Genomic DNA, 11,855 nt, shown 5'->3' with positions numbered 1-11,855 from the left:
GGTGGGGGGTGCCCTTGACGCTGGTCACACGGGGGGCGAGGCTCGTGCGCGCTGGTGCAACCGACTCGGCGGAGGAGTGGGCAATGGCCCTGAAGTTCTTGGGGATCTGGCCGAACACCCCAGACGACGGATCGCCCACGATCTGGCAGGACGAGACAACAGGAGACCTGATCATCCAGTCATGGAAGGCCGACGAGGCGACCGGCCGGGGCGTGGTCATGCGGCGGCTGCGGGTGGTGTCCGAGCCTCTGAGCGACTACGTCCGGTACGAGTACGGCGGCACGTTCACGAACGTCGCAGCAGGTGAGGACGTGCGCTGGCTGCCTCGCGCGCGAGCGCGTGACCTGCTGCTCCCCGCGCTGGACGGGTGGGTCATGGACGAGGAGACCGTGATCCTGCACCACTTCAGCGGCGAGGGCCAGTGGACCGGCCTCCGTATGGAGGTGTGCCACGACCCCGCCTTGGCCGCGCGGTACGTCAAGGCGTACGAGGCAGCGTGGGAGCGGGCCGTTCCGCACGCGGAATACCAGCCTGCCTGACGGTCACGCACCATGGCCGTCTCTCCGTCTTCCAGCGCTCAGCAGGCCCGGCAGGCTCTCGCGAACCGTCTCGCGGAGCTCTGCCGGGAGGCCGGCCTGACCGGGGCCGACATGGCCGAGTGCTGCGGGTGGAGCCGGTCCAAGTCCTCGCGGATCATGAACGCCCGTACGCCACCGTCCGCCGACGACATCCGGGCGTGGTGCCGGGCCTGCGGGGCCGAGGGCCAGACGGAGGACCTGCTTGCCTCATTGCGGACCGCCGAGGGCATGTGGATCGGCTGGCGGCGCATGGAGCGGTCCGGGCTCAAACGGGCACAGGAGGCCCGTCTACCGCTGTACCAGCGGACTCACCGATTCAGGTCGTACTCCTCGTGGCTCGTGCCCGGCCTGATCCAGACGCAGATGTATACGGCGGCGGCTCTGCGCGCGATCCAGCGGCGGCGCGGCCTGGTGGACGACGTGGCCGAAGCGGTGGCCGCTCGCATGGCACGGCAGCAGGTGCTGCACGAGGGCGACCGGCGGTTCGCGTTCCTCGTCGAGGAATCCGTGATCAGAACTGGCGTCGGCGGCGCCGAGGTCATGACCGGACAGCTCGGACACCTCATGGACATTGCCTCGCTTCCCAACGTCAGCCTGGGAATTGTGCCCATGCAGCCGGATCGTGAGCGCTGGCCGGTCGAGGGGTTCTGGATCTACGACACGGCACAGGTCAACGTCGAGCTGGTCTCCGGCTACCTCACGCTCACGCAGCCCAGTGAAGTGGCCATGTACGCCGAGACATTCGCCGAACTGGCGACTCTGGCCGTCTACGGGGCGAACGCCCGCGATCTGATCGCGGATGCCATGGGCCGGCTCGGATAACTGCTGTGCAACCTCATGCAATCGGCTGGGAGTCGGTATCCCGTTGTCCCTAGCGTTGTTGTCAGCGCACCACACCAGGGCGCAGCACGGAATGCGAGGAGACCATGGGCAAAGGCAAGGGCGGCAACCACTCCGGGCCGCCGGACACCGCACCGCACGACGGACATCGGGAGAAGCCGCCTCAGGTCCCGCCAATCACCCCTGACCCCAAGAAGAAGTAGAGGCGCGCATGGCCTGGAGCGATCTCGTGGCGTCCCTGACCGAAGACGGCTATCTGGTGGCGCAGTGGGAATCCTCGTTCGCCGCAGTGCCACGCCATCCGTTCATCCCGGCCCAGTGCTGGGCCCATAGGGAAGACGGCACCGTGACGGAACTCGATCGGGAGGCGAGACCGCTGGAGTGGGAGAAAGCCGTCACCTCCGACATGGCATTGGTCCTTGCCAAGGAGAACGGCAGGCCCACCACGTCGGCTTCCATGCCACGCATGGTGGCGATGATGCTGCGCGAACTGGACGTGCGGGACGGAAACACGCTGCTGGAAATCGGGGCCGGCACGGGCTGGAACTCCGCTCTGGCATCGCACCGGCTCGGTTCCGGCAGCGTGACCACCATCGAGGTGGACGTCCACTTCGCAGAGCGCGCAGCGGCACGACTCAAGGCGGTCGGTTTCACTCCGCGCGTCGTGTGGGGTGACGGAGCCAAGGGGTGGGAGGCCGAAGCCCCCTATGAGCGGTTCATCGCCACCTGCGCCGTACAGCACGTGCCCTACTCCTGGGTGGAGCAGACCCAAGGGGTGATGGTCGTCCCCTGGGGCAACGGCATGTGCAACGGCGCGCTGCTCCGGCTCGAGTCCGACGGACGCGCAGCGACCGGCAAGGTGGTCGAGGAGGCATCGTTCATGTGGATGACCGGCCACGCGCCCGCCGACTGGCCCCAGGAGTCCGAGGAACCCGAGGACTCCGAGGGGGACAGGTCTTCGACGGGCACGGACCCACGGGTGCTCACCCCGAACGAAGCGCGATTCGCGGTCGGGCTGGGTGTCCCCGGGTGCCGGTACGGCGTGGACTGGGGAGACGCCCCCAAGGGAGCCGACTGCACGCTGTGGCTCACCGACGGGAAATCCACCGCATCGGTCCGGTACATGCCGGAGGGGACGTCGTTCCCTGTCCGGCAGTCCGGGCCACGTCGTCTCTGGCACGAGGTGGAAGCCGCGTACCACTGGTGGGAGGGGCAAGGCCGCCCCGGATTCGGTCGCTTCGGTCTCACCGTGGACGGCGACGGCGAACGGGCCTGGCTCGACTCCTCTGACAACCCGCTGCCGTTCCAGAGCACATAGCCGCTCCGTCCATCGGCCCCGGCCTGCGTCATACCGAGCACAGGCCGGGGCTTTCCTACGCCACGGCCAGCGAACGGTCGCGGAATCGACAGGTCGGCGTGGTGTTCATGTCGCGGATACTCTTCCGCCCGGCCGCCCTCAGATAATCACCAGTACCAGCGGCGGTAGCCGGACGAGGAACACGGTGCCGGAGTCTCGAAGGCGCCCCCTGGGGACACCCAGGATTCAGCACTCGGGCTCCCCGTCGAGGACGCGTGAGTATCGACACCCCCAGTCAGGGCTCGCCGGTGGCCTCCGTCGGATCTGATGGCTGCGCGCTTCCGTCGACGTGCGGGCTGTCGCCGCTCGGGCTGCGCCTTACGCTTCGCGGCAGGTGTCGCTTCAGCTCGGGGAGCGGCCACGTGACGGGTGGCGCGCCGGTGAGGAAGGTGACGCCGACGGGGCGTCGCCGTGCCTCGGCGTTGTCGTCGCTCCGAGGAGACTGGTTCACTGACCGGCCTCCCCGTACACGCCCTGGATCAGGGCGGCGAGCCGTTCGGCATCGATCAAGGCACCATTACCGTCCGGCGCTTGAGCCCAATGCACACCTGGCCCGCTCGTGCACTCCGGGGCCGGTACGGCCACGTAGCAGGCGGCTCCGAGCCCTTCGCCACCCGGCGTCGTCCACGTACCGGCGGCGCCCGGCCGGACGAGGAAATAGAGCTCGTCCCGGTCGCGGATCACGGGGCCGTCGATTCCGGCCGCCAGTACGTTCCCGGCCATGCCGCCGCTGACCCGGATAGCGTCCCAGACGGTCCCGGCAGGCAGAAGTACGACTCCGGCGTGGGCGAACCACTTCTGCGCGTGTGCGCGGCTGGGCACAGCACGATCCCTTCATTCATGACGATGAGGGGATCGCGCCTCGCGCTACCTCACGTGCTCCCACATATTGTGGGAGTGAACTCACCTGGAATTGCTTGACAGTTACTCACACACCAGCCCAGCGCGCGAAGCCCGCGATGGAATCGTCCTGTGAACGGTCGAGGCGTACGAGCGTCGCGGCCGTGCTGCGAACGGTCGGGTGGAAGCGGACGTAGTTCGGTGACAGCCGCCGGGCCTTCAGCAGGTCGCGGTGGGCGCCGACTCGGTCACCTTCGGCCAGTCGTGCTGCCGCCACGTCGATGTGGTGATGGCCGGCCCGTTCCGCGACGATCCCGGACGGGATCTCCCATTCCTGGCGGCCCTGTTCAGTCCCCCGCTCGCGCAGCCGGGCGAGGGCCCGTTCCGTGTCCCCGGAGTCGATCAGCGTCGCCACTTCATGGATGCGCACGTTCGTCGGCCCGAAGGACATCTCGTAGTGCGTCGTGTCGCCGCGCAGCATGTGGGCACACTGCCGCGCTTCGGCGAGGCATCGCCGTGCCTGCTCCGGACGGGCGTCCCGCGCGTCGCGGTCGATGGCCAGGCAGACGGCTATCGGGGCAGGATGTTCAGGGTGAGTTCCGCGCGCATGGCCGTCGCCAGGCGGGCGAGCATGTCGACGGTCGGATTGAGCCGGCCGGACTCGATCCGTGAGACCACCGATGCGCGGTCCCTGCCGCATCCGCCAGCTGCGCCTGGGACCAGCGCAGTTCCTCACGGCGCCCGCGCACCAGTTCACCTGGCGTCACCGGCCCGGCCCGTCCGAGTACAAGGGGAGATCTGACGTGCCGATCCGCAAGTCGCCGATCGGGATGATCTCACCGTAGGCGTAGGAGACCTGGTTGTCGTAGACCGGACGCCCCTCCTTGGCCACCACGGCCCACAGGTGGCGGGCGGTACCGGAACGCGGGTCGACGATCAGGTAATGGGGGATTCCCATCGCGGCGTAGTCGGCGACCTTCTTGACGTAGTCGTTGTCGGGGTTGGACCTGGACACGATCTCGACCGCGAGGGTGATCTCGCGAGGATCCAGCGGGCTGGTCGTGTCCATGGCCTCTTCCGGCACCACGACGATGTCGGGGATACGGAGCTTTCCCAGGTGCTCATCGTCGGTGTCGGTGTTCCCGAACGCCGCAAGCGGCTCGGGCAGCTGGGCGTCGAGCTGGCGCACGATGCGCTTGGCAGTCAGCCCGTGCTGCGGTACCGGGCTCATCACCATCACGATCTCGCCGTCGCTGATCTCGCCATAGCGCCCTGTCTCCGCGCCCAGGTGATCACGCAGTTCGCGCAACTGCCGGTAGATCTGCTCCCTGGTCTCCATACACCCCAGCTTAAATAACCAATAGGTCATATACGCATCGAAACGCCCCGCACACACGACACCGGCCCCCGCACCAGCGGCGGCGGGTCACCAGCCGGACACGGACACCGCCGGCCCCGCCGGTCACGCGCGGGGCAGGCTTCACGGCGGAGGGCCCACAGCACTCTTGCGGGCCCTCCGCCGACACGGTGAACTGCCCCCATGACCACCCGCGTCCTGTACCTCGTCGCCTGCGCCGCCCTCCCCGTCCGCCGCGTCGACACCGGCATCCGTGCCGCCCAGGCGGGCGGCTGGGACGTATGCCTGATCCTGACGCCGTCCGCGTACCGATGGGCCACCGAGGACGCGGAAGGGGAGATCGCGCGGCTCGAAAAGCTCACCGGGCATCCGGTCCGCCATCAGTACAAGCTGCCGTCACAGGAGGACGTGTTGCCGCCACCCGACGCGCTGCTCGTCGCGCCGCTCACGGCGAACACGCTCAACAAGTGGGCGGCCGGGATCAGCGACACGCTCGCCCTCGGGCTGGTCACCGAGGCGACCGGGCTCGGGCTGCCGATCGTCGCGCTGCCGCACTGGAGCGAGGGGCAGGGCAGGCATCCGGCCACTGCCCGGAGTGTCGGGGCGCTACGGGTCGCCGGAGTGCAAATCCTGCTCAGTGAGTGGGGGTTCCTGCCGGGGCAGCGGAACGCTCCGGGGACGGAGGGTGGTTGCGACGGCTACCCGTGGCAGGCAGCCGTCGACGCCCTGCCCGGCAAGTCGTAGGCCCGGCTACTCTCCCACGACCCCGTCCGCGAGCTCCCGCGCGATGTCGAGGTGGCCCGCGTGGCGGGCGTACTCCTGGAGGACGTGGAAGAGGATCCAGCCGAGCGACGGGCGCCCTTCCCGGCCGTCGACGGGGAAGCGGCCGCCGAGGGCGCTCTCCGCGGTCAGGTCGGCCGCCGCGGTGACGATGGCGCGGGTCCGTTCGCCTCCGGCGTGCAGGGCGGCGAGCAGGTCGGCGGCCGTGTCGTCCGGGGTGACGCGGAAGCGCCCGTCCGCGTGCCTGTCACCGTTCGGTTCCGGTATCGGCTCGGCCAGGAAGCCCCAGCGGAGCCAGCGGCGTTCCATGTAGACAAGGTGTTTGAGCAGTTCCAGCGGGGTCCAGCCGGACGGCAGGCGGCTGTTCCGCAGCTCCTCCTCCGGCATGCCCTCGATCTTGGCGGTGACCGCGGAGCGGAGGAAGTCGAGGTAGCCGAGGAGCAGTTCCTGCTGGTCGGACGTCTGGCGGCCCGGCTCGGGCGAAAGTGGACTCATGGAGGAGGAGTCTGGCACCTGCCCGCGCGAAGGCGCTCAGCGGCTCAGGACCGACTCCCGTCCCATGTGCGACAGTTTCTCGGGGTTGCGCACGGCGTAGAGCCCGGTGATGAGGCCGTCGTCGACGCGCGCCGCCAGGACGGTGTCCAGCTCGCCGTCGAGCCGGAGGACCAGCGCCGGGTGTCCGTTGACCTGCGTCGGGCGCAGGGACAGCGCGGCGGCGACCTTGGCCAGGCCGCCGATCATCAGGCGGGCCACCTTGTCGGCCCCCACGATCGGCCGCAGGACGGCCTTCTTGACGCCGCCGCCGTCGCCCAGGAGGACGACATCGGGTGCGAGGGTGTCGAGCAGCCCTTGCAGATCGCCCGTCTCGACCGCTCGCTGGAACGCGTCGAGCGCGCCCCGGGTCTCGGCCGGGGACACGGCCCCGCGCGGGCGGCGCGCCGCTACGTGCGCCCGTGCCCGGTGCGCGATCTGGCGGACCGCGGCGGGGCTCTTGTCGACGGCCTCGGCGATCTCCTCGTACGCGAGGTCGAACACCTCGCGCAGCACGAACACCGCGCGCTCGGTGGGCGCGAGCGTCTCCAGGACCAGCAGCATCGCCATCGAGACGCTGTCGGCCAGCTCGACGTCCTCGGCCACGTCCGGGGCGGTCAGCAGCGGTTCGGGCAGCCAGGAGCCGACGTAGGACTCCTTGCGGCGGCCGAGGGTGCGCAGGCGGGTCAGCGCCTGGCGGGTGGTGATCCGGACCAGGTACGCGCGCCGGTCCCGTACCGCGTCGAGATCGACGGCCGCCCACCGCAGCCAGGTCTCCTGCAGGACGTCCTCCGCGTCGGCGGCCGAGCCGAGCATCTCGTAGGCGACGGTGAACAGCAGGTTCCGGTGGGCGACGAACGCCTCGGTGGCGGGGTCCGTACCGTCGTCCTCTGCGCGCTTCATCGGCTGCTCCTGCCTGCTGTTCGTTCCCGACCGTGTCACGCGCACAAGACGCCGGTCCGGGCGGTTCCGTGACACCCGGTGGCGATGGTGTACGTCACATGGCCGCCCCTGTCACAAGGAGCGGGCCGCCGGCATCTCGTGTTCGTCAGTGCAGCACGTACCGCCACGAGTGAGGACGACGTCATGGACGCCCGGTTCAACATGTTCGAGAACGAGATCGGCATGAAGTTCGCCAAGCGGTTCGCCAACGCGGGCATGGTGATCCACCAGTCGACGCTGCCGAGTGCCACGCAGGAGCTGGTGTCGCTGCGCGTCAGCCAGATCAACGGCTGCGGCTGGTGCATCGACATGCACGCCAAGGAGGCCGCGGCCGCCGGGGAGAGTGCCGTCCGGCTCAGCCTGGTCGCCGCCTGGCGCGAGTCCACCGTGTTCACCGAGGCCGAGCAGGCCGCGCTGGCGCTCGCGGAGGAGGGGACGCGGATGGCCGACGCGCAGCAGGGCGTGTCCGACGGGACGTGGGACCGGGTGCGCGGGCACTACGACGACGACCAGGTCGCCGCGCTGGTCTGCCTGGTCGCCCTGGTCAACGCGGCCAACCGAATGGGCGTGATCCTGCACCAGCGGGGCGGCTCGTACGAGCCCGGCATGTTCGCCGCCATGCTGGACTGACCTGACCTGACCGGCGAACGGCCACGGCCCGGGACCACCTGGTCCCGGGCCGTACCTCATGGCTGCTTCCGGTACGCCGTCCGGTCCGGCTGGTGCGCGCGCCGCCCGCGCCTCCGCAGCTCCCGCCACGTACGTCGCGTCTCCCGCTTCTCCCGCTGCCGGTACAGCCAGGCCGCGGTGAGCAGTCCCACGGTCGCCGTCGCGCCCGCGGCCGCGAGGACGGCCGCCCCGGCCAGCCGCAGGGGCGTGAGCAGGGCCACCGCGACGAGCGCGGCGGTGCCCCAGCCGGCGAGGCAGGCGGCGGCCGACAGCAGGCGGGAGACGGGGCGGTCGCGGCCGGCTCGCAGGTCCAGGGCGGCGGGGACGTACCAGACGTAGCCCGACAGGCACAGGACCCCGGTGCCCAGCGCGGGCACGGCGTACGGCACGGCGCTCATCGGGACGCTCCTTCCAGGGCGGCCTCCCGGGCGGCCTCCGCCTCGGCGATCTCCGGGTGGTGCAGGTCGAACGCCGGGGACTCGGAACGGATGCGCGGCAGCGAGGCGTAGTTGTGCCGCGGCGGCGGGCAGGAGGTCGCCCACTCCAGCGAGCGGCCGTAGCCCCAGGGGTCGTCGACCTCGACCTTCTTGCCGTACTTGGCGGTCTTCCAGATGTTGTAGAAGAATGGCAGGAGCGACAGGCCCAGCAGGAACGAGCCGATCGTGGACAGCGTGTTGAGCGTGGTGAAGCCGTCGGACGCCAGGTAGTCCGCGTAGCGGCGCGGCATGCCCTCGACGCCCAGCCAGTGCTGCACCAGGAAGGTCAGGTGGAAGCCCGTGGTGAGCGTCCAGAAGGTGATCTTGCCGAGGCGCTCGTCCAGCATCTTGCCCGTGAACTTCGGCCACCAGAAGTGGAAGCCCGCGAACATCGCGTAGACCACCGTGCCGAACAGCGTGTAGTGGAAGTGGGCGACCACGAAGTACGAGTCCGAGACGTGGAAGTCCAGTGGCGGCGAGGCCAGGATGACGCCGGTCAGGCCGCCGAACACGAACGTCATCAGGAAGCCGATGGCCCACAGCATGGGCGTCTCGAAGGACAGCGAGCCGCGCCACATGGTGCCGATCCAGTTGAAGAACTTCACGCCGGTGGGCACCGCGATCAGGAAGGTCATGAAGGAGAAGAACGGCAGGAGCACGCCGCCCGTGACGTACATGTGGTGCGCCCACACCGTCACCGACAGGCCGGCGATGGAGATCGTGGCGGCGATGAGGCTGCCGTAACCGAACATCGGCTTCCGGCTGAAGACCGGGATGACCTCCGAGACGATGCCGAAGAACGGCAGCGCCAGCACGTACACCTCGGGGTGCCCGAAGAACCAGAACAGGTGCTGCCAGAGCAGCGCGCCGCCGTTCGCCGGGTCGAAGATGTGCGAGCCGAACTTGCGGTCCATCTCCAGGGCGAACAGCGCGGCGGCCAGCACGGGGAAGACCAGCAGGATGAGCAGGGCCGTCAGCAGCACGTTCCAGGTGAAGATCGGCATCCGGAACATCGTCAGGCCCGGCGCGCGCATGCAGATGATCGTGGTGATGAAGTTGACCGCGCCGAGGATCGAGCCGAAGCCGGACAGCGCCACACCCATGATCCACATGTCGGCGCCCACGCCCGGCGAGTGCACGGCGTCCGACAGCGGCGCGTACGCGAACCAGCCGAAGTCCGCCGCGCCCTGCGGGGTGAGGAAGCCCCCGGCGGCCGTCAGCGAGCCGAAGAGGAACAGCCAGTAGGCGAGCATGTTGAGCCGCGGGAAGGCCACGTCCGGCGCGCCGATCTGCAGCGGCATGATCCAGTTCGCGAAGCCCGTGAACAGCGGCATGGCGAACAGCAGCAGCATCACCGAACCGTGCATGGTGAACGCCTGGTTGAACTGCTCGTTGGAGAGGATCTGCGTGCCCGGGCGGGCGAGTTCGGCCCGCATGAGCAGGGCCATCAGCCCGCCGATGATGAAGAAGGCGAACGCGGAGACGAGATAGAGCGTGCCGATCTTCTTGTGGTCGGTGGTCGTCAGCCACTCGACGGGAGAGCCGCGGCGAGGGCCCGGCACCGGTACGGGGGCTTTGTCCGGTGTCGGGCCCGGCTCGGGCGCGCGGGGGTGTTCCGGTGCGGGGTCCCGTACGGGGTCCGGAGCGGGTTCCTGTACGGGGTCCGGAGCGGGGCCCTTCCTCCCCTCGCTGTCCTCCGTCCTGCTCGGCTTGTCCGTTCCGTCCACCGGTCACCTCTCGCGCGTACTCCGACGATCCGGGAGGAGCCTGGGAGTCAGGGTCGGGACACGCGGCTCCTCCCGGCCGTGCATCAGCCTCGCCGTCGGGCCGCGCCCGCGGCAGGGGCCGTACGGGCACCGGACGGGCCCGGTGGTCCCGACCGCCTCCGGGGCCTCTCGGCCCCTGCCGTACGCTGCTGAACAGGCACTGGGCCCGGGGAGCAGGGGATGTCCACAACCACAGGAACCGCAGATCACAGCAGCGAACGCCCGAGTGGGGGCGGCGGTGTGGGGGCCCGTGGGGGAGCTTGCCCCGTGGCTTCGGCAGCGACTTCGGCCGTGGCGGACTCCGGCCGCACGCCACCCCCCGACCGGATGCACGGGCTCCTCGACGCGGTCATGAGCCTCGGCCGCGGCCTGGAACTGCCGCAGGTGCTGCGCGGGATCGTCGAGGCGGCCGTCACGCTCACCGATGCCGAGTACGGTGCCCTCGGCATCGTCGGCGACGGGCAGACGCTGTCGGAGTTCCTGCCCGTCGGCATGTCCGACGAGCTCACCGCGCGCATCGGCCGTACGCCGTGCGGGCGCGGCATCCTCGGCGAGCTCATCCACAACCCCGCCCCGCTGCGGCTCACCGACCTCACACGGCACCCGCGCAGCTACGGGTTCCCCGCGCACCACCCGCCGATGCGGACCTTCCTCGGCGTCCCCGTCCGCGTCCGTGACGAGGTCTTCGGCAACCTCTACCTCACCGAGAAGCGCGGCGGCGCCGCCTTCGACGCCGACGACGAGGCCGTGCTCACCACCCTCGCCATCGCGGCGGGCATAGCCATCGACAACGCCCGCATGTACCACGAGAGCCGCCGCCGCGAGCGCTGGCTCGAAGCGCTCGGCGAGATCACGCGCAGCCTGCTGTCGGGCACCGACACCGACGACATCCTGGACCTCATCGCCGAACGGGCCATGGAGGTCGCGCAGGCGGACAGCGCCGCCGTCGTCCCCTTCGACGACCCCCTCGACGACAGCGCGAACGCCGTCGACGACGGCGGGCCCTGTGTCGTCGTCCCCCTCCAGATCGACATCGACGTGGACACGCGCGGCGCCCTCCGGCTGCGCCGCCGCGCCGGGCGGCCGCCGTTCGACGCCACCGAGGTGAAGCTGATGTCGGGCTTCGCCGACCAGGCCGCCATCGCCCTCGAACTCGCCCAGCGGCGCGCCGAGTCCGAGGAACTCGCCGTCCTCCACGACCGCGACCGCATCGCCCGCGACCTGCACGACCTCGCCATCCAGCGGCTCTTCGCCACCGGCATGACCCTGCAGAGCGCCACCCGGCTCATCGAACGCCCCGAGGCCGCCGAACGCGTCGGCCGCGCCGTCCACGACCTCGACACCACCATCCAGATCATCCGCTCCACCATCTTCGGCCTGCGGACCGCCGGCGGCGATGCTCGTGGCGGCCGCCGCGGCCTGCGCCGCGCCATGGCCGAGGCCGCGCAGGCGGCGACACGCACGCTGGGGTTCGCTCCCGCCTTGCGGATCGAGGGGCCCGCGGACACGGATGTCCCCGACGAACTGGCCGAGCAACTGCTGGCCGTGACCGTCGAGGCGTTGAGCAACGCGGCCCGGCATGCGCGTGCGCGCCACGTGGACGTGTCGCTCGTCGTCGGCGCGTGGGCGACCCTCACGGTCACCGACGACGGGGTGGGCGTCGGGTCCGCGCCGCGGCGGGGCGGGCTGGCGAATATGCGGGCGCGGGCGGAGTTGCAC

14 protein-coding genes are annotated in these 11,855 nt (G+C 70.2%); 6 read left to right on the top strand and 8 right to left on the bottom strand.

Annotated elements, in window-relative coordinates; all coding sequences use genetic code 11:
* The first annotated feature begins 83 nt into the window (after positions 1–83).
* From K6I34_RS19870 to K6I34_RS19860, 3 genes are all read left to right on the top strand, one after another.
* On the top strand, positions 84–539 hold the full coding sequence (locus K6I34_RS19870; protein ID WP_229327652.1) for a DUF6879 family protein: 456 nt from the start codon (positions 84–86) through the stop codon (positions 537–539).
* 12 nt (positions 540–551) lie between these two features.
* A complete protein-coding gene (locus K6I34_RS19865) occupies positions 552–1,400 on the top strand; it encodes a helix-turn-helix transcriptional regulator (RefSeq protein ID WP_229327651.1) in 849 nt (282 codons plus the stop codon).
* Between the two features lie 229 nt (positions 1,401–1,629).
* The gene (locus tag K6I34_RS19860; RefSeq protein ID WP_229327650.1) at positions 1,630–2,736 is read left to right on the top strand and encodes a protein-L-isoaspartate(D-aspartate) O-methyltransferase; all 1,107 of its coding nucleotides are present in this window, start codon (positions 1,630–1,632) and stop codon (positions 2,734–2,736) included.
* Between the two features lie 486 nt (positions 2,737–3,222).
* Here the strand turns inward: K6I34_RS19860 and K6I34_RS19855 are convergent, their stop codons facing one another.
* The 4 genes from K6I34_RS19855 to K6I34_RS19845 all read right to left on the bottom strand — a co-directional run bounded on the left by K6I34_RS19855 (position 3,223) and on the right by K6I34_RS19845 (position 4,954).
* Positions 3,223–3,597, bottom strand: coding sequence for a hypothetical protein (locus tag K6I34_RS19855; RefSeq protein WP_229327649.1), 375 nt, complete (start codon positions 3,595–3,597; stop codon positions 3,223–3,225).
* A 106-nt stretch (positions 3,598–3,703) separates the two neighbouring features.
* Positions 3,704–4,096, bottom strand: coding sequence for a hypothetical protein (locus tag K6I34_RS19850; RefSeq protein WP_229327648.1), 393 nt, complete (start codon positions 4,094–4,096; stop codon positions 3,704–3,706).
* A gap of 89 nt (positions 4,097–4,185) precedes the next feature.
* The gene (locus tag K6I34_RS38930) at positions 4,186–4,293 is read right to left on the bottom strand and encodes a helix-turn-helix domain-containing protein (RefSeq protein ID WP_374230976.1); all 108 of its coding nucleotides are present in this window, start codon (positions 4,291–4,293) and stop codon (positions 4,186–4,188) included.
* 85 nt (positions 4,294–4,378) lie between these two features.
* Positions 4,379–4,954, bottom strand: coding sequence for a Uma2 family endonuclease (locus tag K6I34_RS19845; RefSeq protein ID WP_229327647.1), 576 nt, complete (start codon positions 4,952–4,954; stop codon positions 4,379–4,381).
* 201 nt (positions 4,955–5,155) lie between these two features.
* Between K6I34_RS19845 and K6I34_RS19840 the strand changes: the two genes are divergently transcribed.
* Positions 5,156–5,716 (top strand): flavoprotein, encoded by a 561-nt coding sequence (locus K6I34_RS19840; RefSeq protein WP_229327646.1) that lies wholly within the window; start codon positions 5,156–5,158, stop codon positions 5,714–5,716.
* A 6-nt stretch (positions 5,717–5,722) separates the two neighbouring features.
* Here K6I34_RS19840 and K6I34_RS19835 read toward each other — a convergent pair whose 3' ends face one another.
* Complete coding sequence (locus K6I34_RS19835; RefSeq protein WP_229327645.1) at positions 5,723–6,247, bottom strand: DUF664 domain-containing protein; 525 nt, start codon at positions 6,245–6,247, stop codon at positions 5,723–5,725.
* A gap of 36 nt (positions 6,248–6,283) precedes the next feature.
* Complete coding sequence (locus K6I34_RS19830) at positions 6,284–7,186, bottom strand: RNA polymerase sigma-70 factor (protein WP_229327644.1); 903 nt, start codon at positions 7,184–7,186, stop codon at positions 6,284–6,286.
* Positions 7,187–7,369: 183 nt separating this feature from the next.
* Here K6I34_RS19830 and K6I34_RS19825 point away from each other — a divergent pair, with 183 nt between their 5' ends.
* Complete coding sequence (locus K6I34_RS19825) at positions 7,370–7,855, top strand: carboxymuconolactone decarboxylase family protein (protein WP_229327643.1); 486 nt, start codon at positions 7,370–7,372, stop codon at positions 7,853–7,855.
* Positions 7,856–7,911: 56 nt separating this feature from the next.
* On the opposite strand, the gene K6I34_RS19820 is transcribed toward K6I34_RS19825, so the two are convergent.
* Together K6I34_RS19820 and ctaD are read right to left on the bottom strand one after the other, a co-directional pair.
* Entirely contained in the window at positions 7,912–8,292 is a 381-nt protein-coding gene (locus K6I34_RS19820; RefSeq protein WP_229327642.1) for a hypothetical protein, read from the bottom strand.
* Positions 8,289–9,932 carry a cytochrome c oxidase subunit I gene (gene ctaD, locus K6I34_RS19815; protein ID WP_229327654.1) on the bottom strand — a complete coding sequence of 548 codons (1,644 nt, stop codon included), beginning with the start codon at positions 9,930–9,932 and terminating at the stop codon, positions 8,289–8,291. Before ctaD ends, K6I34_RS19820 begins: the two co-directional genes overlap by 4 nt.
* Before the next feature lie 531 nt (positions 9,933–10,463).
* Here ctaD and K6I34_RS19810 point away from each other — a divergent pair.
* A partial coding sequence (locus K6I34_RS19810) for a GAF domain-containing sensor histidine kinase (RefSeq protein ID WP_229327653.1) occupies positions 10,464–11,855 on the top strand: 1,392 nt, incomplete at its 3' end.

The sequence above is a fragment of the Streptomyces sp. UNOC14_S4 genome (genome assembly GCF_020740835.1).
GTDB lineage: Bacteria > Actinomycetota > Actinomycetes > Streptomycetales > Streptomycetaceae > Streptomyces.
This window is presented reverse-complemented; position numbering and strand designations above follow the sequence as displayed.